Annotated in this window: 19 protein-coding genes; 7 read left to right on the top strand and 12 right to left on the bottom strand. The window is 66.8% G+C overall.

Annotated elements, in window-relative coordinates; translation table 11 throughout:
* Positions 1-135 precede the first annotated feature (135 nt).
* Positions 136-996, top strand: a complete 861-nt coding sequence (locus IBX22_RS17025; RefSeq protein ID WP_194816532.1) for an SDR family NAD(P)-dependent oxidoreductase — start codon at positions 136-138, stop codon at positions 994-996.
* Positions 997-1003: 7 nt separating this feature from the next.
* Here the strand turns inward: IBX22_RS17025 and IBX22_RS17020 are convergent, their stop codons facing one another.
* The gene (locus IBX22_RS17020; RefSeq protein ID WP_194816531.1) at positions 1004-1768 is read right to left on the bottom strand and encodes an SDR family NAD(P)-dependent oxidoreductase; all 765 of its coding nucleotides are present in this window, start codon (positions 1766-1768) and stop codon (positions 1004-1006) included.
* A complete protein-coding gene (locus IBX22_RS17015; RefSeq protein WP_228538848.1) occupies positions 1755-2573 on the bottom strand; it encodes a 2OG-Fe(II) oxygenase in 819 nt (272 codons plus the stop codon). Before IBX22_RS17015 ends, IBX22_RS17020 begins: the two co-directional genes overlap by 14 nt.
* 218 nt (positions 2574-2791) lie before the next feature.
* Here IBX22_RS17015 and IBX22_RS17010 point away from each other — a divergent pair, with 218 nt between their 5' ends.
* Positions 2792-3916 (top strand): nitronate monooxygenase, encoded by a 1125-nt coding sequence (locus IBX22_RS17010; protein WP_194816530.1) that lies wholly within the window; start codon positions 2792-2794, stop codon positions 3914-3916.
* 100 nt (positions 3917-4016) lie between these two features.
* A complete protein-coding gene (locus tag IBX22_RS17005; protein ID WP_194816529.1) occupies positions 4017-5378 on the top strand; it encodes a threonine/serine exporter ThrE family protein in 1362 nt (453 codons plus the stop codon).
* Here IBX22_RS17005 and IBX22_RS17000 read toward each other — a convergent pair.
* Together IBX22_RS17000 and IBX22_RS16995 are read right to left on the bottom strand one after the other, a co-directional pair.
* Positions 5375-6712, bottom strand: coding sequence for an AarF/ABC1/UbiB kinase family protein (locus IBX22_RS17000; RefSeq protein WP_194816528.1), 1338 nt, complete (start codon positions 6710-6712; stop codon positions 5375-5377). The two genes, IBX22_RS17005 and IBX22_RS17000, sit on opposite strands and share 4 nt — an antisense overlap.
* Before the next feature lie 70 nt (positions 6713-6782).
* Positions 6783-7550 carry a FadR/GntR family transcriptional regulator gene (locus IBX22_RS16995; protein WP_194816527.1) on the bottom strand — a complete coding sequence of 256 codons (768 nt, stop codon included), beginning with the start codon at positions 7548-7550 and terminating at the stop codon, positions 6783-6785.
* Positions 7551-7656: 106 nt separating this feature from the next.
* On the opposite strand from IBX22_RS16995, the gene IBX22_RS16990 reads away from it, so the two are divergent.
* The 3 genes from IBX22_RS16990 to IBX22_RS16980 are packed head-to-tail and all read left to right on the top strand — an operon-like array spanning position 7657 to position 12293.
* On the top strand, positions 7657-9075 hold the full coding sequence (locus tag IBX22_RS16990; protein ID WP_228538847.1) for an AarF/ABC1/UbiB kinase family protein: 1419 nt from the start codon (positions 7657-7659) through the stop codon (positions 9073-9075).
* Between the two features lie 57 nt (positions 9076-9132).
* On the top strand, positions 9133-10719 hold the full coding sequence (locus IBX22_RS16985; protein ID WP_194816526.1) for an NAD(P)/FAD-dependent oxidoreductase: 1587 nt from the start codon (positions 9133-9135) through the stop codon (positions 10717-10719).
* Positions 10716-12293 (top strand): NAD(P)/FAD-dependent oxidoreductase, encoded by a 1578-nt coding sequence (locus IBX22_RS16980; protein ID WP_194816525.1) that lies wholly within the window; start codon positions 10716-10718, stop codon positions 12291-12293. The genes IBX22_RS16985 and IBX22_RS16980 overlap by 4 nt, the downstream gene beginning before the upstream one ends.
* Before the next feature lies 1 nt (position 12294).
* Here the strand turns inward: IBX22_RS16980 and IBX22_RS16975 are convergent, their stop codons facing one another.
* The 8 genes from IBX22_RS16975 to IBX22_RS16940 all read right to left on the bottom strand — a co-directional run bounded on the left by IBX22_RS16975 (position 12295) and on the right by IBX22_RS16940 (position 21343).
* Positions 12295-12894 carry a GDSL-type esterase/lipase family protein gene (locus tag IBX22_RS16975; protein WP_194816524.1) on the bottom strand — a complete coding sequence of 200 codons (600 nt, stop codon included), beginning with the start codon at positions 12892-12894 and terminating at the stop codon, positions 12295-12297.
* Between the two features lie 56 nt (positions 12895-12950).
* Complete coding sequence (locus IBX22_RS16970; RefSeq protein ID WP_194816523.1) at positions 12951-14300, bottom strand: wax ester/triacylglycerol synthase family O-acyltransferase; 1350 nt, start codon at positions 14298-14300, stop codon at positions 12951-12953.
* A 109-nt stretch (positions 14301-14409) separates the two neighbouring features.
* Entirely contained in the window at positions 14410-15036 is a 627-nt protein-coding gene (locus IBX22_RS16965) for a class I SAM-dependent methyltransferase (RefSeq protein WP_194816522.1), read from the bottom strand.
* Positions 15033-15965, bottom strand: a complete 933-nt coding sequence (locus IBX22_RS16960) for a DMT family transporter (RefSeq protein WP_194816521.1) — start codon at positions 15963-15965, stop codon at positions 15033-15035. The genes IBX22_RS16965 and IBX22_RS16960 overlap by 4 nt, the downstream gene beginning before the upstream one ends.
* 89 nt (positions 15966-16054) lie before the next feature.
* Positions 16055-16948, bottom strand: a complete 894-nt coding sequence (locus IBX22_RS16955; protein ID WP_194816520.1) for a LysR family transcriptional regulator — start codon at positions 16946-16948, stop codon at positions 16055-16057.
* A gap of 236 nt (positions 16949-17184) precedes the next feature.
* Positions 17185-18864, bottom strand: a complete 1680-nt coding sequence (locus tag IBX22_RS16950; RefSeq protein ID WP_194816519.1) for a cutinase family protein — start codon at positions 18862-18864, stop codon at positions 17185-17187.
* A 122-nt stretch (positions 18865-18986) separates the two neighbouring features.
* A complete protein-coding gene (locus tag IBX22_RS16945) occupies positions 18987-20126 on the bottom strand; it encodes an FAD-dependent oxidoreductase (RefSeq protein WP_194816518.1) in 1140 nt (379 codons plus the stop codon).
* Between the two features lie 29 nt (positions 20127-20155).
* Positions 20156-21343, bottom strand: a complete 1188-nt coding sequence (locus tag IBX22_RS16940; protein ID WP_194816517.1) for an NAD(P)/FAD-dependent oxidoreductase — start codon at positions 21341-21343, stop codon at positions 20156-20158.
* A 157-nt stretch (positions 21344-21500) separates the two neighbouring features.
* Between IBX22_RS16940 and IBX22_RS16935 the strand changes: the two genes are divergently transcribed.
* Complete coding sequence (locus tag IBX22_RS16935; RefSeq protein ID WP_194816516.1) at positions 21501-22604, top strand: serine hydrolase; 1104 nt, start codon at positions 21501-21503, stop codon at positions 22602-22604.
* Positions 22605-22945 lie beyond the last annotated feature (341 nt).

Genomic DNA, 22945 nt, shown 5'->3' with positions numbered 1-22945 from the left:
TGATCAGCCTGCCAGAACCGCACCCGCCGGTCGCAGTCCGGGAGACATCTTCGGCGCGACCGCGGGTATGCGCCCTTGAAGAACTCTTCCTTACCATCGACGATCAGGGAGGGTAGGCAATCCAGGGAGGAAGTTATGGCAGTGCAGGACAAGGACTTACAGGGCAAGACGGTGGTCATCACCGGCGCCAGCAACGGGATCGGCGCGGTGGCGGCCGAGCGGCTGGCCGAGCGCGGTGCGACGGTCGCGGTCGTCGGGCGCAATCCGGAGCGGACCGCGCAGGTCGCCGACAAGATCGGTGCGGCGCATTTTCTCGCGGATTTCGCCCGGCTCGACGACGTGCGCAAGCTCGCCGATCAACTGCTGGGGCGTTTTCCCCAGATCGACGTCCTGGTCAATAACGCGGGCGGCTCCTGGGCCGAACGCGCCGTCACCGCCGACGGTAACGAACGGACCTTCCAGGTCAACCATCTCGGCGGCTTCCTGCTGACCGCGCTCCTGCTGGAACGCCTGCAAGCCGCTCCGCAGCCGCGGGTCATCAACACCTCGAGCGTGACCTATCGGACCGCGAAACTGAACCTGGACACCGCGAACGCGCCCACCGGCTCGTTCTCGATGCTCGGCTCCTACGCCGGCTCCAAGCTGGCCAATATCGTGTTCACCCGGGAGCTGGCGCGCCGCACCGCGAGCACCGCGCTGGTCACCGCCGCGTTCCATCCGGGTGCGGTCGCCACCAATGTGTACGACAACATTCCGTTCGGGGTCGGCGCGCTCATCCGCTCGCCGCTGTCGCGGCCGTTCTTCATCCGGCCCGAGAAGGGCGCCGAACCGATGGTGCACCTGGTGACCACTCCGGATGCCGCGGCGATCAACGGCAAGTACTTCCACCGGTTCAAGGAAGAGCCGCCGAGCGTCAAGCAGGCGGTGGATCCCGCTTTCGCCGAGCAGCTCTGGGACCTGTCCGAGCAGCTGACCGGGGTGAGCTACCAGCGCTGACGCGCCGTCAGGCGGGCAGGGCGTGCCTGCCCGCCGGCGGTTCCCCGGATTCGAAATCGACGTCGAAGACGCCGCCGGTCATATCGCCGTTGTCGAGTTCGAAGATGGCGCGCAGCACGTTCTCGATCGGCACGACACCCGGAAAACTGTTGGGCGTGATGGCATTCACGCGGATCCCGAATTCGGTGAACTCGGCGGCCATATGCCGGGTCAGATGGTTCAGCGCGGCCTTGGACGCCGCGTGCAGCGCCTGCCCGCCGGGGAAGACCTCGGTGCCGTAGACGCAGGAGACATTGACGATATTGCGGTTCCAGGTCTGGTTCCCGGCGCGGTCGTGCAGCCAGCTGCGCTGCGCTAGGCGGGTTGAAAGGCGCAGGGGCACACCGACGTTGGTGCGGAAGGTGCGATCGAAATCGTCGAGTGCGGCGTCGCCGTCGACGAGCCCGTAGAGATGGGTGGGAATGTGCACCGCGTTGTTGACCAGCAGGTCCACCTGGCCGAACCGGGCCAGCGCCAGGTCCACGACCCGCTCCACCTCGCCCGGCTCCGTCAGGTCGGCCCTGATCAGATGGACGCGCGAATCGTTCTCCGGCACAGCGCCGTCCGGCTGGAACGGGTCGATGAACCATTCGTGCTGGGAGGGCGCCGAGGGCACCCGCTCGCGATGTACCGCGACGATGTCGTATTCGGTATAGAGGCGGCGGCAGAATTCGTCGCCGAGCTGACCGCCCGCGCCGGTGAGCAGGCAGACGCGGCGTTCACCACTCGACAATGTGGTTCTCTCCCCAGCGCCGGACGGCCTCGGACTTCGGCCGGTGCAGCCACATCACCACGCAGTTGCGATCGTGGACGTTGTTGCCCGCGAAGGTGTGCCAGGACCGCGGCGTGCACTCGAAGATCACCATGGAGTTGTTCAGCGGCGGCACCAGCAGGTCGGGCTCCGGATCGTGACGGCCGTGCACATGCGCGAACAGCGCGGTCTCGCCGCCGTCGCCGGCGTTCCAATTCGGCTCGTTGGCGAGGTAGAACATGATCGCCACGCCGCGCACCAATTCGCGGGCGGCGACATCGGGTTCGCGTTCACCGTTCTGGATGTCGACGGTGTTGTCGGGGAGCCGGGTCTCATCCGGCGCGGGCGGTTCGCCGGGGAACCAGGCGGGCGCGAGGTCGCTGTGCGGCCAGCCGCGCGGGCTCTCCGGCGGGTGGTGGTGCACGCCCCCCTCGATGTCGCCGGTCCCGGGCACGCCGGCGACACCCGCGATCAGGTCGTGCCATTCCCGGGAGGTGAACAGCGCCAGCGGCCCACTCCGCAGCTTGTTCAGCGAGATCGAGTCGGCGCTGTAGTTCTCGTTGACCTCGTGGAATTCCGCCGGCCGTTCGCGGCGCACGCGCTGGTATTCGGCCGAGAGCCGCTGATAGAACTCGTCGACGAACACATCGCGGACATAGACGTGCGGAAACGGCGTGGCGCGGCGGACCCACCGCCGATGCGCGAACAGCTCGGTGAACCAGCCGGGCAGCGTGGTCGACGGACTTTCCATAACGCCGGTCAAGGTCACTCCCTCCCAAACGAACATCGCGATCCTATTGGGTCGGTGCCGGATTCGGCGTCCCGGTTAAGGAGAAATTGAGGCTGTACCGACAAAACTAGAACGTGTTACTGTCAATTCATGGTGCACCCGCCAGTCGATGCTGCCGCTGCCGCGCCACGGCGATACTCGCGGTATGCGGCAGTTTCGAGCGTTGCGGGCCGCAGCAAAACTGTAACCAGTTCCGCGAGGGAGACCAGCACGCCATGCGTACCGAAATCTGCGACCGGCTGGGGATCGAGTTCCCCATCTTCGCCTTCACTCACTGCCGCGACGTAGCCGCCGCGGTCAGCAATGCCGGTGGCATCGGCGTGCTCGGCGCGGTGGGCTTCACCGCCGAACAGCTCGAGGTCGAGCTGGCCTGGCTGGACGAGCACGTCACCGGCGTCTACGGCGTCGACTTGGTGATCCCGTCCAAGTACGAGGGTAAGGGCGTCGAGGGCCTGAGCCCCGAGGAACTGGAAGCCAAACTGGCGGAACTGGTTCCGCAGGGCCACCGGGATTTCGCCGAGAAACTGCTCAACGACCACGGCGTGCCGCATCTGCCCGAGGAGGAGCAGGTCACCCAGCTGCTCGGCTGGACCGCGACTACCGTCGCGCCGCAGATCGAAGTCATCCTCAAGCATCCCAAGGCGAAGCTGGTCGCGAACGCGCTGGGCACCCCGCCCGACGACGTGATCAAGCAGATCCAGGACTCCGGCCGCTTGATCGGCGCGCTGTGCGGTTCGGTCAAGCACGCGCTCAACCACAAGGCGGCGGGCCTGGACTTCGTCGTCTGCCAGGGCACCGAGGGCGGCGGGCACACCGGTGAGGTCTCCTCGATGGTGTTGTGGCCGCAGGTGGTCGACGCGATCGGCGAGCTGCCGCTGCTCGCCGCGGGCGGTGTCGGCAACGGCCGCCAGGTCGCCGCCGCGATGGCGATGGGCGCGGCCGGCGTGTGGACCGGTTCCATCTGGCTCACGGTCGAGGAGGCCAATGTGCCGCCTGCCCAGATGCAGAGCTATCTCGAGGCCTCCAGCAACGACACCGTGCGCTCCCGCGCCTGGACCGGTAAGCCGGCCCGCATGCTCAAGAACGACTGGACCGAAGCCTGGGAGGCGCCGGAGAACCCGAAGCCGCTGGGCATGCCGTTGCAGATGATGGTGGCGATCGATGGTGTCAAGCGCGGGCATCGCTACCCCGAGCAGGCCAAGGACGTGAACTTCAATCCGGTCGGCCAGGTCGTCGGCATGATGAACAAGGTCGAGCGTTCCGCCGATGTGGTCGCGCGCCTGATCCAGGAGTACGTCGACGCCTGCGACCGGTTGAACAAGCTCAACGACGCGCTGTAAGGCCGTAGCGCAGTTCGAAGTCCGGCACCGATGGTTGCCATAGGCTTGCCCGAAACCGGTAACGGCAGGGAGGTGAGCGGGCAGCGTGCACTCGGGACGGGTGAGGTCGTGGGTCGACGGGCGGTTCGGGGACCTTGCCGATTTCCTGTTGCGGCACTGGGACGCGGCGCGGGCGCCGTTGCCGCCCAAGCCGTCTCCGCTCGCGGAGCCACCGGTGTCGGCGGACCTGCTCGATCTGCTGCGCTGGCTCGGTGTCGCCCTGATCGGGGCTGGTGAGACCACTAACCGAGTGCAGTCGATGCTGGACGAACTGGCCCACCGCTACGGCGCGCAGGGCGTGCATTTCTTCGTCCTGCCGACCGGGGTCTTCGTGCGGATCCAGGACGCGAACGGTTCCGCGGTCGACATCCTGAGCGCCTCCGTGGATACCCTGCGGCTGGACCAGATCGCGGCGCTGTACCGGCTGTTGGATCGGGTGAAGGCGGAGCTGCCGCCGCCCACCGAGGTAACCAGGTCGTTGCAAGGCATCTTCGACTCGGAACCGCGCAACCCGGTGCTGCTGACCATGCTCGGGCAGGTGGTGCTCACCGTCGGGCTGGGGCTGATGCTCAACCCGGCCGCGCACGCGCTCGTCGGCTACTGCGTGCTCGGCGGGCTGGTCGGCGTGCTGGTGTGGCTCGCGCACCGGATCCCGCTGCTGTCACTGGCGCTGCCGGTCACCGCCGCGGCGCTGGTTTCGTGGGTGGCGTTCCGGTTCCCGGCGCAGCTGTCCGGCGGGCATCCCAGCCAGCTGCTGATCCCGGCGGTCGCCACCATGCTGCCCGGGGCCATGCTCACCAACGGCACCATCGAATTGGCCACCGGGTCCATGGTGGCCGGGGCGAGCCGGCTCATCTACGGCATGAATGTGCTGCTGCTGTTGTCCTTCGGACTGCTGATCGGGCTGGAAGGGCTTGGGCGGCACCCGGTCCCGGAATCCAGCGGGGTCGATCAGCTGGGCTGGTGGGCGCCGTTCCTGGGCGTGCTGCTGATCGGCATCGGGCATTCCTGGCGGGCCAGCGCGCCGCCGAAATCCCTGGGCTGGTTGCTGATCGTGCTCTATGTGACCTACGCGGCGCAGGCGCTGGGCGGGCACTTCTCCGGACAGGTGCTGGGTGCTTTCCTCGGCGGGCTGATCGCGGTCCCGGCCGCCTACCTGGTGCAGCGCCGCAAGAACGCGCCGCCGTCGCAGGTCGCGTTCCTGCCCGCGTTCTGGATGCTGGTGCCCGGCGGGATCGGGCTGACCGGGGTTTCGGACCTGATCGGGCAGTCCGATCCCAATGGGCTGCATGTGATCGTCTCGGCGCTGCTCACCGTGCTGTCCATCGCCCTGGGTGTGCTGGTCGGCTCGGGTCTGGTCGGGGATCAGCGACCGCGAATCAGCACGCTGCTGGACACTTTCCTGCCCGCCGGTCGCTCCTAGGCCGCGGCCCCATCGGCGGCGTAGCCGGGCAGCCATCGTTGCACCAGGCCGAGGAAAGGACCTTCCGCGTCCAGCTGCGCGCAGACACCGACAACCCCGGCGAATGTCCTTCCGAGCATGGCCAATTCGGGCCACTGCGCGGGCGCCTTGATCGCCATCGCGTTGTTCATCGACATGTTCTTCACGTCCAGTGCGCGAGCGGTGTGACCCTGCAACAGTTTTCGGCTGATGTGCAGGTTGTCGCCGTCGATCTGGGCGACGATCGGTGCGACCAGGCGTTGGATCGGTTCGATCTCCAGCTGCTGGCCCGGGCGCAGGAATCCGTTGTCCTGCAATGTCTTCGCCGCCGCGAGGTAGTCCTCGGCGACGGCGTGCCGGGCCAGTTCTCCGATGACTGCGGGAATGCCCTGCGGCAGTGCGATGGACGCACCGAAGTCGATGACGCCCAACCGGCCGTCATCGAGCAGCTGGAAATTGCCGGGATGGGGATCACAGTGCAGGTAGCCGACGCGCGCCGGTGAACTCAGGCCGAATTCGGCCAGCAGCAGTCCGGCGCTGTCGCGCTGCGCTTTCGAACCGCCGGTGATGATCTGCGCCAGCGGGGTGGCTTCCAGCCATTGGGTGACAAGCACTTTCGGGGCGCTCGCGATCACCTTCGGCACGAAGAATCGCGGGTCACCGTCGAAGGCCAGGGCGAAGCGCCGTTGATGCGCGGATTCGATGCGGTAGTCCAGCTCATCGGCGGTGCGGGCGATGAACTCGTCGATCAGGCCCTTGGCGTCCGCGCCCGGCATCAGCTTGGTGAAGGCGCCGGAGAACATCTGAAGCATCTTCAGATCCGACAGCAGCGCGGTATCCGCGCCCGGATACTGCACTTTCACCGCGACGGTGCGTCCGTCGTGCCAGACAGCGCGGTGCACCTGGCCGATGCTGGCCGCGGCGACCGGCTCGTCGTCGAACACGGAAAACCGGTCCCGCCAACGGGTTCCGAGCTGTTCGGTGAGCATGCGGTGCACCGATCGGGTGGACATCGGCGGCGCCTGCGACTGCAGTTTGACCAGCGCGGTGCGGTAGCGGTCGGCGAAGCGCGGCGGAATACTCGCCTCCGCGACGCTGAGCGCCTGCCCGAGCTTCATCGCGCCGCCCTTGAGTTCACCGAGCACAGCGAAGACCTCGTCGGCGGCTTTCTCGATCAGCGCGTCGTCGAGGTCGCCGCGGGAGGCGCCGGTGACCAGTGCCTTGCCGGTCGCGGTGACCCGGCGGGCCATGATGCCCATGGGCAGGCTCGCGAGCTTCGCCGATCGCGCAAAACCGGTGCGTCTGCTGCCTGCCATGGTGAACTCCCTTGTTCGGCCGTCACCCCACGGTATGGCGTCCCAGACAGTCGGTCAACCTGGCGTTCCCCTACGCGGTGGCCGCGTGCGCCTCTTCCGCTTCGCCGACGGCGCCGACGAGCTCGTTGAAGCGCGCGACGACCTTCTCGTGGTACATCCCGAACAGGTCCTCGAACAGCGCCAGTTGCGCCTCCGAGGGCCCCGACCCGGATTCCCACACCGCGATCAGCGCCCGCCATACCAGCACATGCAGGTCCGCGGCGCCGGCGAAGAAAGCTTCGATGGCTTCGGGTACTTCGAGCACCATGTCGCCGATGGAATTCAGGATCGCGCGCTGCATGCTCGAACCGATACTGGTCAGCAGGGTGCGCACCAGCGTGAGTTCGATATCGAGAATCCGGTGGAAATCCGGAACTTCGAGGCGCGCCAGCGCTTCCATCTCGTCGACGGCCGATTTCAATTCCGCCGATTCGATCTCCTGCGCGCTGCCGGTGTAAGCGAGCAGCGCCTCCATCACGATCCCGCGTTCGACTTCCACGATGTCGCGGAACATGTCGATCGCGACCTCGGGACTGGAAAAACGAAACAGATGCCGGTACACATCGATGCCGCCCGCCTCCCGGACGTCACGAATGGTGAACCCCTTGCCCCGGCGTGCTTCGACGAAACCGTAGGACTCCAGCCGCCCGAGAGTCAGCTGCGCGGTCGCGCGGTTCATCTGGAATTCCTCGGCGACCTGGCGGACCGAGGGCATCAAATCCCCTGGCTGATATTCCCCTGCGGCAACCCGGCGCGCCAATTCGTCGGCAACGTCGGCGACTACCGTTTGGGATCCCATCGATGCCACCTCTCAAGTCTGGGCCAATTATCCCAGACAGTCTAGGCCCTCTTGTGCCATACCGCACCTGCGGTAACACTGGTCAGCGCAGAGTGTGAGGTGATTCATGACTGGGCTGGGTTCTGGAAAGAAGCCGCCGGTACGGAGCTCGGTGCGCAGTGCCAAACTGGCGGCGTTGCCGGTGGCGTACGCGGGGCGGCAGGCCGCGGGGGTCGGTAAGCGGGTGCTCGGGCGTTCGTCGAGCGAGATCAATCGCGACATCCAATTGCGCACGGCCCAGCACATCTTCGAGGTATTGGGTGAGCTGAAGGGGTGTGCGGCCAAACTCGGGCAGCTGCTGGCGATCTATGGTCTGGCGTTGCCGCGCGAGGTGGCCGAGCCGTACACAGTCGCGCTGAGCCAGCTGCAGGATTCGGCCCCGGCCATGCTGCCGGCGATGGTGCACGCGACCATGGCCGAGCACCTGGGCGCGGATTGGCGCTGGCATTTCCAGGAATTCGACGATCGCCGCGCCGCCGCCGCGTCCATCGGGCAGGTGCATCGCGCGGTGTGGCAGGACGGCCGCCGGGTCGCGGTAAAGATCATGTACCCCGGTGCGCGGGCCGCGATCGAAGGCGATCTGGTGCAGTTGCGCCGTATTTCCATGCTGGCCACGGTGTTTCTCTCCGGCGCCGACGTGAAGGGCGTGACCGAGGCGATCTGCGACGGCGTGCGGGCCGAACTCGATTACGCCGCCGAGGCCGAGCATCAGCGTGCGTTCGCCGCCGCCTATGCCGACGATCCCGATTTCTGCATCCCGAATGTGGTGGCGCAGCGCGGCGATGTGCTGATCACCGAATGGCTCGACGGCACGCCGCTGACCCGGGTGCTCGCGAACGGCAGCCAGGACGAACGGGATCGGCTGGGCATGCTCATGCTGCGTTTCGTGTTGTCCGGGTGGGCTCGCGACGGACTGCTCTATGCCGATCCGCACCCCGGGAATTTCCGGGTGCTGCCCGACGGACGGCTCGGCATCGTCGATTTCGGCGCCTGCTGCCCGTGGCCGCCCGCGGGTTTCGACGAGCTCGCGTTGGATTACTGCACCGCGATTTTCAAAGGCGGGCCGAAAGATCTGGAGCTGGCCGCGCGCCGGCACGGATTCGTGGAATCGAGCCGGGTTTTCGATATCGACGCGTTGTTCAAGACGGTGCAGGCCGCCAGTGAGCCTTTTCGTCGTTCCAGATATCGACTGACCACCCCGTGGCTGCGCACCCAGGTCCAGCGGACGACGAAACTCGAATTGTCGAATGTGACAAGGCAATTGACCATGCCCGCCTATTTCACGCCGTTCGCCCGGTCGGCGCTGACCTTGATCGGGACGCTGTCGCAGCTGGAAACCGAAGGGCCGTATCGAGACGAGATCGTGCGCTGGCTACCGAAGCTGGAGGAAGCACTGGAGGCGCAGCCACGGAAGCCCAGCGGCCCTGTCGATTTGGCCGGTGTGCGGGAGCGGCGGGAGCAGGCCGAGGTCCGCCGAATCGGGTGATTCCCATCCGTCCCAGACAGTGCTACCGTCGATAGTGGACTACCAACGGAGGTAACCATGTCGACTGCACTGCAGCGCGCGGAGCGACCGGCGTCGGGCGAACGGCCCGACTACGACGTCGTGGTGATCGGGGCGGGTTTCGGCGGCATCGGCATGGGGGTGGAACTGCGCAAGGCCGGTATCCACAATTTCCTCATCGTCGACAAGAACAGCGATATCGGCGGCACCTGGCATGCCAACACCTATCCCGGTGTGGCCGTGGACATTCCGTCGGTCTACTACAGCTTCTCCTATGAGCCGCCCAAGCAGTGGTCGCGGATGTTCGCGCCGGGCGCGGAGGTGAAGGCGTATGCCGATCAGGTGGTCGACGCCTACGGGCTGCGTTCCCGAATCCGGTTGAACACCAAGGTGGTCGGCGGCGAATGGGACGAGCAGCAGCACCTGTGGCGCGGGCGCACCGACACCGGGGAGGTAGTCACCTCGCGGTTCGTGGTCGGTGCGGTCGGCGGGCTGGAGGTCCCCAAGCTGCCCGAGATCGAGGGCATCGGCAAGTTCGCGGGGAAAGTCGTGCACACCGCCGACTGGGACCACGACTACGACTACCGGGGTAAACAGATCGCGGTGATCGGGACGGGTGCGACCGCGCTGCAATTGATTCCGGAGCTGGCCGACGTCGCCTCCCGGCTGACGGTGTTCCAGCGCAGGCCGATTTGGGTGGTGCCGAAGGCCGATTTCCCGATCCCCGAACTGGCCAAGAACATCATGGTCAATGTGGGTCCGCTGCGCCGGGTGATCCGCGCCGCGGTGACCCTGGGCATCGACTTCGGCATCTCCGGTGTCGGAGTGTTCCACAGCTATATCCCGGGCGTCGTGAAACTGGCGCAGCGCGGCGGCGGCGCGCTCTACAAGGCACAATTGCCCGGAAATGACGCGCTGGCAGCACAATTGACGCCCGACTATGCGCCCGGGTGTAAGCGGCCCTCGGTGTCCAACCGGTATCTGCGGACCTTCACCGAAGAGCATGTCGAGCTGGTGACCGACCCGATCCAGAAGATCACCAAAACCGGGGTGGTGACCGCGGACGGGAAGCTCCGCAAGATCGATGTGCTGGTGTGCGCCACCGGATTCCGGGTCATGGAGAAGGGATTCACCCCGCCCTATCCGCTGGTCGGGCGGGACGGCGTGGAGCTGGGGGAGTTCTGGGATCGCGAGCGCTACCAGGCCTATCAGGGCGTCAGCGTGCCGCGATTCCCGAATATGTTCCTGATCACCGGGCCGTACGGGTTCGCGGCAGGCTCGTATCTCGCGATGATCGAGTGCACCAGCCGGCATGCGGCCCGGGCGATCAAGGAGGCGGGCCGCCGCGGGGCCACGGCGGTGGAGATCAAACAGGAACCGCACGACGCCTACTTCCGGAAGTGCCAGAAGCGGGGTGCGCAGACGATGTGGCTGTCGGACGCGTGCGCGGACTCCAACACCTATTACGTGAACTATCAGGGTGATCCGGCGCCGATCCGGCCGAGCACGCACTTCGAGATGTGGCTGGGCAATAAGTACTTCCCGTTCAGCCACTACTCCTTCACGGCGCGACCGGCTACGGCCGCCGCGCCGGTACAGCTGAAAACTGTAGGAGCGCAGCGATGACGAAGCTCTACGACCACGAGATCGTCGTCATCGGAGCGGGACCCGGCGGGATCGCGGCGGGGGTGAAGCTGATCCGCGCCGGGCTGGACGACTTCGTGATTCTGGAGCGCGCCGATGACGTCGGCGGCAGCTGGCACGAAAACCATTACCCCGGGCTCAGTGTCGATATCCCGGCGCTCGCCTATCAGTATTCGTTCGCGCGAAAAGCGGACTGGAGCCGGGTTTTTCCGCGCGGGGCCGAGGTGAAGGCGTACCACGTCGAGGTGGCGCGGCGGTTCGGTTTGTATCCGCACCTGCGCTTCGGCACCGAGGTGACGCGCCAGGAATGGGACGAGAACCGGCATGTCTGGCGTTTGCATCTCGCCGGCGGCGGGGAGGTCACCGCGCGATACGTGATCAGTGCGGTCGGCGCGTTCGTGAACCCCAAAGCGGATCCGGGCATTCCGGGGCTGCTGGACTACCACGGCAAGCTGCAGCGGCCCAGCGATTGGGATGACGACTACGACTATCGCGGCAAGCGGGTCGCGGTGATCGGGACCGGGGCCAGCTCGGTGCAGATCGTGCCCGCGCTGGCGCGTTCGATCGCGAGTCTGACGGTCTTCCAGCGCACGCCGGTGTGGTCGTTGCCCAAGCCCGATGCGCAGGTGCCCGCTGCCGTGCAGTCGATGCTCCGAATTCCGGGAGTACAGGCCGGGATTCACGGCGGGGTGCTGGTCGCGGTGGATCTGGTGTTGCGGGCGGGGGTGACCGCGCCGATGTGGCTGGTGCGTCCCGCGCTGCGCACCCTCGACAATGTCGCGATCGGTGCGTACCGGCGCTACCTGCGACGGGTGGTGCGGGATCCGGAAACGGCGGCGGCGCTCACCCCGAACTACGGTCCGATTGCCAAGCGCCCCACCATGTCCGGGTTCACCTTCGCTTTCAACCGGGACAATGTCGCGCTGGTCACCGACCCGATCCGGGCGATCACCGCGACCGGAATCGAAACCGGCGACGGCACCCGGCACGAGTTCGACATGATCGTGCTCGCCACCGGATACGAGGTCTTCTGCGACCCGGAGACCTATCGGCCCGGAATGATCGTGGGCACCAACGGCTTCGATCTCAGTGCGTTCTACAACGAACAAGGACTCCAGGCTTACCAGAGCGTCGCGCTACCGCGGCTGCCCAACCGCTGGATGCTGGTCGGGCCGTACTCGTGGACCGGTAGCGGCTGGCACGCCTTCGTCGAAATGACGGCGGACCACGCGGTGCGTGCCATCACCGAAGCCCGCCGTCGTCAGGCGACCAGGGTGGAGGTGCGCCAATCCGTGCACGATGCCTACCATCAGCGCATTCACCGCAGGGCGGCGTTCCTGCGCTATTACCTGGCCGAACTCAACGCGCACGTGCCGACCTATTACCGAAACTCGCAGGGCGACAGCACATATATCCGGCCATCGGGATTCTTCGAAGCGCGCCGCGGCAACCAGCGATTCCCGCTGGACGACTACGAATACACCTCACTGCAAGCCGTTTTGGTATCCGGGCGCAGTAATGGCAAGGCGACGACAACGGAGTCCGCGACAGCGTGAACTAGCGCGACAGCCACTCCCGCCAATGGGGCAACACCAGGGCGGCGAGGACGTCATACCCCGCGGCACCGGGATGCGCCCCATCCCCGTCGCGCACCTCACGCATCCACACTTCGCTGCCCAGAAGTGCCTGATGGACCTGGATATACGGCACCTCGGCCGACGCGCAGATCTCCGCGAACCGCTCATCGAGCTCGGCGGTCCGCGCGTTCTGCTCGGCGTCGCTGATCGGCGGCGGCGCGACCATCAACACCTGCCACGCTTGTGCGGCCGCCTGCTCGAGCAGTTTCGTGAGGTTGACCGCCGACCCTTCCGGATCGACCCGCGGCCCGCCGTTCTCGTGGGTGGTGTCGTTCACCCCGAACGACACCACCACGCGCGCATCGGTCCCGGCGAGCAGTCGCTGCTCGCATTCGGCGCCGAACCGGCTCAGCACATCCGCCGAGGTCTGGCGGCGCACCCCCAGGTTGTAGGCGGTGAGCTGGACACCGTCGGCGACCGCACGCTGCCCGAGCCGGCCCGCCCAGCCCAGCAGCAGCGGATCGCCGACTCCGGCCACGAAGGAATCCCCGACGAAACACACCCGCACATCACCGCTCACCAGGCCATCCTGGCAGTCGTTCGCGGCTCTGGCCAGCCGATTCTCGGGTGTCGGTGCTAGATCGCGTCTTCGAGCTCGGACAGTGCGTTTTCCAGGTGATCCAGAATCCGGTGCATATCCGGCACGCTGCGCCGGCACCCGACCAGACCGAAGTCCAGGTTCTCGGCGGTGGTGGTCAGGGTGATGTTCATGGCCTGCCCGTCGAACGGGATCGACATCGGATAGCTGGCGTCGAGCCGCGCGCCGTTGAAATACATCGGTTCGCGCGCACCCGGCACATTCGAGATGACAACGTTGAACGCCGGCGAGGTCCGCTGCACCAGGGCGGGCAGCAGCGACATCGCGATCGGGCTGAGCGTCAGCGCGGACAGCGCCATCGACTGGGTGCTGGACAGTTGCCGGTAGACGTTCTTGACGTCGTGCATCGATTCGCTGATCACCGCCAGCCGGGCCAGCGGGTCGACGACGTCGGTGCCCAGGTTGCACAGCGCGGCGCAGACCTTGTTGCCGCTGGTGTCGGTGTCGTCCTCGCCGCGCAGGTTCATCGGCACCATGGCGATCAAAGGCTTGTCCGGCAACGCGTCTCGTTCCAGCAGGTAGCTGCGCAGCGCACCGGAGGACATGGCCAGCACCACATCGTTGATGGTCTTTCCGCTCGCCTTCTTCACCTGCTTGATCCGCTCCAGCGGCCAGGACCGCACCGCGACGGTGCGCGCGCCGCCGATCGGCACATTGAGCATGGTGCGCGGCGCTTCGAACGGCAGGGTCAACTGCTGCTCCAGCAGCGCCGAGCGGGCGGCGCGCGCGAGCTTGGGGCCGAAGCTGGCGGCGGACATCAGGTTTCGTGCACCGTCGCCGAGCCGCGAGCTTTCGGGCTTCGGATCACGCTGGCGCTTCGGCAGATTCCAGGGCACACGGACTTCGCGCGCGGCTGGATCGCTGGTGAGGGTGCGTTGCATCAGACGCTGCGCGGCGACGCCGTCGATGAGTGCGTGGTGCATTTTCGTGTACAGAGCGAACCGGCCGTCGTTCAGCCCTTCGACCACGCGGATCTCCCACAGCGGACGATGCCGGTCCAGCAGCTGCCCGTGTAGTCGGGAGGCCAGATCCAGCAGCTGTGCGAACGTGCCGGGGCTGGGTAGCGCGGAACGTCTTACGTGATAGTCGAGTTCGACGTCGGGATCTTCGGACCAGCCCAGCTGCGGTGCTCCGAGCCAGGTGGCCGGCCGCTTCCGGAAGGTGGGGCTGATCGTCTGTTGCGCCAGCACTTTTTCGTAGACGGACCGGGCGAAATCGGGCCCGGCGTCCTCGGGCGCCTCGAAGAGTTGCAGGCCGCCCACGTGCATCGGGTGTTCCCGGGATTCGGCGAGCAGGAAAATGGCATCGATCGGTGAGAGTAACTCCATGGAGCGTCGCCCCCTGACGACAGTGGTGAAGTCTTGTGACGGATCGACCACGTTGTCGGACGAGCGATAGTCCAAAGTTACCCGGCCGGTAGGCCTCGTGTACGGCGAATTATCGTGGCTTGCAGCACAACACGTAAGCCTGCTCGAACCGCTCGCCGGGTCCGGGTTCCCGGACCATCCGCGCGAGTACCTCGAACCCGCTCTCGCGCAACAGCTCGGCAAGCCGTTCCGGCGACCAGCGGTACGCGCGAATCACCTTGTGATCGAACGGTTCCACCACTTCACAACCGTCCGTCGCCTGGAAGGCGAACAAGGCGTGCCCTCCCGTTCGGAGTACCCGATGAAACTCGGCCAACACCCCGGGAATCCGCTCGGGCGGCAGATGGATCATCGAATACCAGGCGACGAGGCCGTCGAGGGTGGCAGCACCGAAGTCGAGTTCCTCCATGCTGCCTTCGTCGAAACGCAGGTGCGGGAATTCGGTGCGCGCCATGGCGAGCAGGCGTCGGGAGAGGTCGATTCCGCGCACGTCCAGGCCCGATTCGGCCAGTTGCGCGGCGATGCGGCCCTGACCGCAACCGATATCGGCGACCGCGCCGCCGGAGCCGACCAGCGCGGCGAAGGCGGCCAGCATCGCGTCGTCGAACGGTGTGCCGTAGAGCGGCTGCCGCACCAGTTCGTCGTAGAGCTCGGCGATTTCGTCATAGGCCGCACCGATCGCGGCGATATCGTTCATCGGCGCTCATCATAGGCGCCGGGCGGTACCGGCACATCGGCACACGGGACCGCCACCGGGGCTTCGGTCTTGGGTTCGGCGCCGCGCGAGCGGGCGGTGCCGAGAATCGAACCGAGGATGACCAGCGGAAAGCCGATGGCCATGCCTGCGGTCAGCGGTTCGTTCAGCGCGGTGACACCGAGCAGGATCGCGACGGCCGGGTTGATGTAGGTGATCACGGTGGCGCGGGACGGGCCGACTTCGCTGATCAGGGCGAAGAATACGAGGAACGCCAGCGATGTGCAGAGGACTGCCAGGCCCAGCACCGACCAGCTGGCGTCGGCGGGGTAGTGATCGGGCCAGCGCAGCGCCGCCATCGGCGCGTAGATGATCGCGGCCAGGATCAGCGACGCGGTGACCACGCCCATCGGCGGCAGATCGGCCAGCGAGCGGGTGATGATGATCGGCCCGAGCGCGTAACCGATGGCGGTCAGTCCGATCGCGCCGATCGCCGCCGGGTTGGACAGATCGACATCGAGACCGACCAGGGTGGCGACCCCGCCGAAGCCGACGATCAGCCCGAGAACCCTTCGCCTATCGAAGGTTTCGTGCCCCATGGTGGCCACCATCACCACCGCGATCAACGGCACCGCCGCGATCAGCAGCCCCACGGTGGAGCTGTTCAGCGTGGTCTCCGCGTAGCCGATCAGGAACCAGGGCCCGGTGATTTCCACCAGGGTGTAGGCCAGCAACGGTTTCCACCGCCGCAGCACCGGCATCAGCGCTTTCGTATACAGCGCGATCGGCAGCAAGATCAGCCCGCCGATCAGCGTGCGCGCGAACGCCACCACGAACGGATCGAAATCCTCGACCGCGATCCGGATCATCGCGTACGGGACACCCCAGATGGCCCCCATCGCGAGAAACAGCACCCATCCACGCCTGGTCATCGGCTTTCTCCTCTGCGATCCACCCCGCAGCCTAACCAAAGATCCGATGATCCGACACAGTGAATTCCGGGGGCCTGCGGCGGCGTGGCTCAGGCCGAATCGGCCAGCTCCCTGATGGTTTCGATGAAGGGGCGGACCAGCGGGTTCTTATGCGCGGTGGGCCACATCAGGCCGTAGTCGATCGGCGGGGCGTCGCGGAAGGGGACGAAGGCCATGCCCGGGCGGGTGTGGAACTGTTCGGCGGCCGCCGAGACCGTGCTGACGCCGGCCCCCTGGCTGACATGCACCAGCACCTCCGGCCAGTACACCGCCGCGGGCCCCTGCGGGATCGGGCGGCCGGACGGGGTGCGGCGCGGAAAGTAGTAGTCCATCCAATAGCGTGGGACGGCTTCGCTGTTGATGGTGATCAGCGTGGTGTCGGCGAGATCCTCCAGCGATACCGAGTCCCGGCTCGCGAACGGATGGTCCGCGGGCACCATCAGGCTGCGGGGTTCGGAGAAGATGATCGGCCCGGTGCTGATGTCGGGTTCCGAGATCGGGAACTCGGTCAGCTGCAAATCGACTGCGCCAGAACGCATCCGGCCGAGCGGGTCGGTCAGCTGGATCTCCTCGACGGTCACCACGCTGCCGGGGTAGCGGTCCCGGAAGACCTTGGCGGACTTGATGATCAGGTTTCCGCACCAGGGCGCGGAGAAGCCGACCGTGAGCGTCCGGATGAGCAGGTTCCCGCTGCTGGCGGCCGCCACCCCGGCCGCGATCTGGTCATAGGCGGGCCGCAGCTCATCCCGCAACTGCTTGCCGACGACCGTCAGCACGACCCTGCGGCTGGAGCGTTCGAACAGCGGTGCGCCGATCCGGCGTTCGAGCTGGCGAATGGTCTGGCTGACCCGGCTCGTCGTCACATGCAGCCGTTCGGCGGTGCGGCCGAAGTGCAGTTCCTCGGCGAGCGTCAGAAACGCCTCCAGTTCCAGCCGTTCCAGCATCGATGTCCCTATCGTGAAGCAGAAGTCAACGCAGCGTAGCTGTTTCGGGACTTGACGCCATGCCCCAATTTCCGCAGGTCAGGGTCATTGCAACGCGGAATCGGGCCGCGCTCGGGAGGCGGCGCGCCCAGGGTGCGGAAACCGGCCCGGAGATGAGCTCGGTCACCGCGTGACACCGAACGCAAAACGAACCGGCCGGATAGGCATCCGGCCGGTTCGTTGTCGTGCGGTGGTTGCTACTTCGACTCGGTGGTGGTCGGCGCGGCCGATTCCGTGGTCGTCGTAGTGGTGGGCGCGACCGTGGTGGTCGGCGCCGCGGTGGTGGTCGGCGCGACGGTCGTCGGCTTGGGAGCCTCGGTGGTCGTCGGGGCCGTGGTGGTGGAGCTCGGCGCGGTGGTCGAGCTCGAGGTCCCGGACGACGTGGTGGTCGGCGCCTGGGTCGTCGACGCTACGGCCGCATCGGACTTCGTGGTCGTCGTCGTGGTGCTGGTCGAGGTCGCCGCCGGGGTGGTGGTCTTCGGCGCCTTCGACTCGTCGACCGCCTTGTACATCGCCTGGACGTCCTCGGTCTTCGGCGTGGCCGTCTTGTCCACCGGCTCACCGGCCTGCGCCTGCTTCGCCAGGTGCGTCAGCCACGCGGCCGCGTACTCGGCGGAGGTCAGCGGCTTGCCGTTCTGCGGATCAGCGTTCTTCCAGTAGTCGAAGTGATGACCGGTGTGGTTCGGGCCGAGGGTGAGCTTGTACGGGTCGCTCATGACGACGGGGATCGTGTTCTGGTTGGTCACGATCAGGCCGATGATCTCGTTGAGCACCTTCTGCGGCAGGTAAGCCAGCGGCGACATCTCGTCGGTCGAGATCTCCGACTTCACCGGTGTCGCCTTGGGGGTGTGCGTCCCCGGCTTGTAGGCCGGATCCGAAACCCGCAGCAGCACAGTCAGGAACGTCTCGTCGCTCGCCATCCAGTTCGGCTGCGCCGCGATATCGGCGAACGCCGTCATCGCGATCCGGCCCAGCACCTCGGCGACATTCTGGCCGGTCGCCGGGGTCAGCCCGTCCCGTTCCAGGTTGTCCACATTGATCTGCCGACCGACGTTGGCGGCCAGCTGCAGCAGCGAAATGTTCTGCGGTGCGGCACAAGTCAGGTCACCCTCGGAACAGAACGAGGCGATTTTGCCGTTCAGCTTGCCGAAGCCGCCGCCGGTGCCTTGCATGACGCCCTGGCCCGAGATCGGCTTGCCGTTGTACTTCTGGTCGAAGTTGTCCGGGTTGTTCGGATCCTTGGCGCCGATGAAGGTGCCGTCGCCGGCCGAGCGGCCCGGGTCGGCCAGGATGACCACGCCGACCACGTCGTCCGGGTTGACGATCCCGTACTTGCCGTCCTTGTCGGCCTCCTGGTTGCCGACCTCCATCGCGACCCGGCGCACGACATCCGCGCCCTCGCTGTAACCGACGATGGAGAAGCGGGTGTCGGGGCACGCCTGGGCGATCTCCCGCATGACTTGCTTGGTGTTCGCTACACCGGCGTTCACCGAGTCCTCATAGCTGGACATGTTCGCCGGATACGCGACATACACCGCGCGATACGAGCCCGGGTCGACTTGTCCGGCCGGTGCGTTGACCACCGGATCCACCCACTCACTGCGGTGGTCGCCCGACAGCGCGGCCGGCAACGGGTTGCCGTTGGCGTCGAGCAGCATCGCGGTGGTCTGCGGATTCGGAGTGTCGTTACGACCGGCGACCGAGATGGTCACCATGTCGTGGCACTCGGTAACCGAGCTGGTCAGCCGCGTATCCCGGGTCTCCGGTGTGGATGTCAGCGCGAACGAGGCGGCAACCAATGCCGTCACGCCGAGCACTGCTGGTGCGGCAACGCCCACACCGATGCGGTGGCGCGCAAAGAACTCGCGAAGAGCCATGTCCTGATCCCCAATTTCATGAAGCGACAAGAAGAAATGGACAGGCCCCCCGACGGGCCATGTGTCACGGATGCTGTCGTCTCAGGACACGCGGGTGTTACGGATTGTGTGCTACGCCCTGCTCAACCCGGGCTGCCGGGGAACCGTTGGCCTGCACCAGCCGACGACGGTTGTCGTCCTTGACCCAGGTCAGCGAGCCGGGTTTGGTTGCCTCTGACCTTCGCGGCCACGCCGCCGCCGAGGTACCAGCGCTTCGCGGTGTCGTCCTTGGACGAGAACTGGAAGATGCCGGCGCGGCGGCCCAGGCTGATGCACTGGCCGATGAAGCCCAGGTTGATGGGTGCGGGTTGCTCGTTCGCGATGCGGTGCAGCACGGTGTCGGCGGCGTGCGCGCCGATTCGCGTGGCGGCCTGGCAGCTCATCCGGAACGGCAGGTTCGAGGGTGCCGCCGAATCACCCGCCGCGAGGATGCGCTCGTCGTCGAGGCTGGTCAGGGTTTCGTCGGTGAGCAGACGTCCCAGGGTGTCGGTGCTCAGGCCGCTGCGCCGCGCCAGATCCGGCACGCCGAAGCCGGCGGTCCAGATGGTCAGCGCGCTCGGCAGTGCGCGGCCGTCGCCGAGTCGCACCGAATCGCGGGTCACGGCGGTCACCTTCGCGTCGGAGCCTTCCAGGATTCGTACTCCGAGTGCGGTCAGCCGTTTGGTGACCGAGCGGCGGCCGCGCGGGTGCAGGTAGGGGCCGAGGATGGTGCCGCACACCAGGGTCACCTGGCGCCCCTGTTCGGCCAATTCGGCGGCGGTCTCGATGCCGGTGGGGCCGGATCCGACCACGGTCACCACGCCCGCGGCCGACAAGGCTTCGACGGCCGGACGCAAGCGCTGCGCCTCCTCGAAACTGGCTATGGGGTAGGCGAATTCGGCCGCCCCCGGCACCTGTGGGTCGGCGCTGCCGCTGCCGACCGCGTAGATCAGGTAGTCGTAGCGCAGGGTGTCGCCGGTCGCCAGCGTCACGGTGCGGCCCGCCGCGTCGATGTCGGTCACGGTGTCGACGACCAGTCGAATGCGTTCGGACAGTAAATCTTTGAAGTCGACGACCGCGTCGTCGGACCCGCCCACCAGCTGGTGCAGCCGGATGCGCTCGACGAAATCCGAGCGCGGGTTGATCAGCGTCACGGCGACGTTGTCGCGCTGGGTGAGGCGGTTGGCGGCCAGGACGCCGGCGTATCCGCCGCCGATCACAACCACGGAGATGTTCTCGGACATGGCTTTTCCTCGATTCACGATGCTCGGATTCAGCGGGTGACCGGCGCTTCGGCGCGCGCGGCCTGCAGCAGCTCCTGCCGCTTCTCGTCCTTCGACCACCAGGTGCGCGCACCGGGCTTGCGGGCCTCGTAGCTCAGCTGCCAGACGGTGCTCCAGCAGACCGTCTCCTTCAGCAGCGCGCCGGGACGACCGCCGAGGTAGTGCTTGTTCGCCTGGTCGTCCTTGGACGAGAACTGGAAGATGCCCGCCCGCCGGCCCAGGCTGATGCACTGCCCCGCGAAACCGACGTCGATGGTCGACGGCTCGTCGCCCGCGATCCGGCTCAGCACTGTCTCGGCGGCCTGCGGTCCGGTCTGCACCGCGGACTGGCAGCCCATCCGGAACGGCAGATCCGAGGGCGCCGCCGAATCGCCGGCGGCGATGATGCGCTCGTCGTCGATGCTGGTCAGCGTCTCGTCTGTGCGCAGACGGCCCGCCGCGTCGGTGCTCAGGCCGCTGCGCTGCGCCAGGTCCGGCACGCCGAAGCCCGCGGTCCAGATGGTCACCGCGCTCGGCAGTTCACGGCCGTCGGCCAGCCGCACGGCAGCGCGCGTCACGCCGGTCACCTTCGCGCCGCCGCCTTCGAGCACGGTCACCCCGAGCTTGGCCATCCGCTTGGCGATCGTGCGCCGGCCGCGCGGGTGCAGGTAGGGCCCGAGCACTCCGCCACACACCAGCGTCACCGTGCGGCCCTGCTCGGCCAGCTCCGCGGCCGTCTCGATACCGGACGGCCCGGCCCCGACCACGGTCACCGCGGCCTGCGCCGGTGCGGCGTCCAGTGCCGTGCGCAAACGCTCGGCCTGCTCGAAACTACCCAGTGGGTAAGCGAATTCGGCCGCACCGGGCACGCCCGGATCGGCAGTGCCGCTGCCGACCGCGTAGACCAGGTAGTCGTAGCCGAGCGTGCCGCCGTCCTGCAATGTCACCGAGCGTCCGGCCGCATCGATCCGCGTGACGGTGTCGACCACCAGCCGCACCCGCTCGTTCAGCACCTTGCTGTACTCGGCGACCGCGCTGTGCGTTCCACTCACCAACTGGTGCAACCGGATTCGCTCGACGAAGGTCGCCCGCGGGTTGATCAGCGTCACGGTCACGTCGTCGCGCTGGGTGAGGCGGTTGGCCGCCATGACTCCGGCGTACCCGCCGCCGATCACAACCACATCGATCTTGCCGCTCATGGTGTCTCTCCTCTGTTTCAGGCGTTCGGGCATGAAGACACCGGATGCCCAGAGGTTGTGACAGCTGTGTGAGCCAGATCACTGTTGAGGTTGACCCGGGGTCAGGGTGGATGTTTCTCGCAGAACGAGATCGGAACACAGTCGAGGAGCAACCACCATGAACGCCCAGGACAGCACCGTCACCACCCAGAACGGCCCGGAACTGCAGCAGACCATCGAGGAGCTCGTCGGCACCGGCTTCACCGGATTGTCGCTGCGGATCAACGACGAACTCGGCGAGTGGGCCGGCAGCGCCGGTGTCGCCGAGCTCGGCAAGCCTGACGTGCCGCCGGTCGACGGGCACATCCGGATCGGCAGCAACACCAAAACTTTCATCGCGACGGTGGTGCTGCAGCTGGTGGCCGAAGGCAAGATCGTCCTGGATACCCCGATCGTCGAATACCTGCCCGAGTTCGAGCTCGATCCCCGGATCACGGTGCGGATGGTGTTGCAGCACACCAGCGGTGTCTTCAACTTCACCGGCGAGGTCTTCGAGGACGGCACGACCGCGCCGGGGATCGACTGGTCGGGTCAGGCCTGGGTGGACAACCGCTTCAAGACCTACCAGCCGCAGGAACTGGTCCGCTTCGCCTTGTCCAAGCCCGCCCGCTTCGAGCCGGGCACGGATTGGAGCTACGCCAACACCAACTACGTGCTGGCTCGCCTGCTCGTCGAGCAGGTCAGCGGCCGATCGCTGGCGCAGGAGATGCGGCGGCTGATCCTGGGCCCCCTCGGACTCGCGGGCACCGTGGTCCCGGAGACCGCCACGGAGATCCCGGAGCCGCACGCCCACGCCTTCTACCGCTACACCGACGCCGCGGGTATCGAGCAGATCGTCGATGTCACCAGCCAGAACCCGTCCTGGATTTCCGGCGGCGGCGACATGATCTCGACCACCGCGGACCTGCACACCTTCGTCTCCGCACTGGTGGGCGGCAAGCTGGTGCCGCCGGCGCTGCTCGAGGAAATGTTCACCCCGCACGCCAAGATCCCGTACGGCCTGGGCGTATTCGTCCAGGAAACCGCCAGCGGCACCGTCATCACCCACAACGGTGGCCACGGCGGCCACGGCGCCCTGATGTACGCCACCCGCGACGGCCGCAAAACCATGACCGCCACCCTGAACTACGTCGACGACGCCGACCTGTCCCTGGCGGGCGAGTTCCAGGCCGCAACCCAGCGCCTGATCAACGAAGTGTTCGGGGCTGTGCCGGCGGAGTAGACAACCGGCGGTGTAGACAACACGAACCTGTGCGTATCCGCGTCAACCATTAGTGGTCCATGTGGACAAAGGTTCCCCCTCGGCCGAACCGGGAATCGCAGTCTGGCCCGAAGGGTGTTTGTGGCTGTGCGGCAATGGATTCGAGCAGCAGGGTGCGTTGGCCGCCGTGGGCTCTGGCGGAACGCCGCTCATTTGCTCACGGCGCAACTTCGTCCCCGACCCCATAACCCGTTTCTCATTCATCCGATGACCGCCCTTCGGCGGCCACCTCACAACACGCAGCAACTCCCAGTGCGAATCGTAAAGGGTGGACGGTTTAGCTACCAACTGGAAGGGTCGGC

It is taken from the genome of Nocardia sp. XZ_19_385, assembly GCF_015355755.1.
Classification (GTDB): Bacteria; Actinomycetota; Actinomycetes; order Mycobacteriales; family Mycobacteriaceae; genus Nocardia.
The sequence above is the reverse complement of the archived record's forward strand: the minus strand, read 5'-3'. Positions and strand labels throughout refer to the sequence as shown.

Excerpts from the sequence above, each read along its gene's own strand:
- IBX22_RS16940 (WP_194816517.1), bottom strand. The coding sequence starts at position 21,343 with ATGAGCGGCAAGATCGATGTGGTTGTGATCGGCGGCGGGTACGCCGGA.
- IBX22_RS16935 (WP_194816516.1), top strand. The coding sequence starts at position 21,501 with ATGAACGCCCAGGACAGCACCGTCACCACCCAGAACGGCCCGGAACTG.
- IBX22_RS16945 (WP_194816518.1), bottom strand. The coding sequence starts at position 20,126 with ATGTCCGAGAACATCTCCGTGGTTGTGATCGGCGGCGGATACGCCGGC.
- IBX22_RS16960 (WP_194816521.1), bottom strand. The coding sequence starts at position 15,965 with ATGACCAGGCGTGGATGGGTGCTGTTTCTCGCGATGGGGGCCATCTGG.
- IBX22_RS17025 (WP_194816532.1), top strand. The coding sequence starts at position 136 with ATGGCAGTGCAGGACAAGGACTTACAGGGCAAGACGGTGGTCATCACC.
- IBX22_RS16970 (WP_194816523.1), bottom strand. The coding sequence starts at position 14,300 with ATGGAGTTACTCTCACCGATCGATGCCATTTTCCTGCTCGCCGAATCC.
- IBX22_RS17015 (WP_228538848.1), bottom strand. The coding sequence starts at position 2,573 with ATGTTCGTTTGGGAGGGAGTGACCTTGACCGGCGTTATGGAAAGTCCG.
- IBX22_RS16950 (WP_194816519.1), bottom strand. The coding sequence starts at position 18,864 with ATGGCTCTTCGCGAGTTCTTTGCGCGCCACCGCATCGGTGTGGGCGTT.
- IBX22_RS16980 (WP_194816525.1), top strand. The coding sequence starts at position 10,716 with ATGACGAAGCTCTACGACCACGAGATCGTCGTCATCGGAGCGGGACCC.
- IBX22_RS16995 (WP_194816527.1), bottom strand. The coding sequence starts at position 7,550 with ATGGGATCCCAAACGGTAGTCGCCGACGTTGCCGACGAATTGGCGCGC.
- IBX22_RS16985 (WP_194816526.1), top strand. The coding sequence starts at position 9,133 with ATGTCGACTGCACTGCAGCGCGCGGAGCGACCGGCGTCGGGCGAACGG.
- IBX22_RS17000 (WP_194816528.1), bottom strand. The coding sequence starts at position 6,712 with ATGGCAGGCAGCAGACGCACCGGTTTTGCGCGATCGGCGAAGCTCGCG.
- IBX22_RS16990 (WP_228538847.1), top strand. The coding sequence starts at position 7,657 with ATGACTGGGCTGGGTTCTGGAAAGAAGCCGCCGGTACGGAGCTCGGTG.
- IBX22_RS16965 (WP_194816522.1), bottom strand. The coding sequence starts at position 15,036 with ATGAACGATATCGCCGCGATCGGTGCGGCCTATGACGAAATCGCCGAG.
- IBX22_RS16955 (WP_194816520.1), bottom strand. The coding sequence starts at position 16,948 with ATGCTGGAACGGCTGGAACTGGAGGCGTTTCTGACGCTCGCCGAGGAA.
- IBX22_RS17010 (WP_194816530.1), top strand. The coding sequence starts at position 2,792 with ATGCGTACCGAAATCTGCGACCGGCTGGGGATCGAGTTCCCCATCTTC.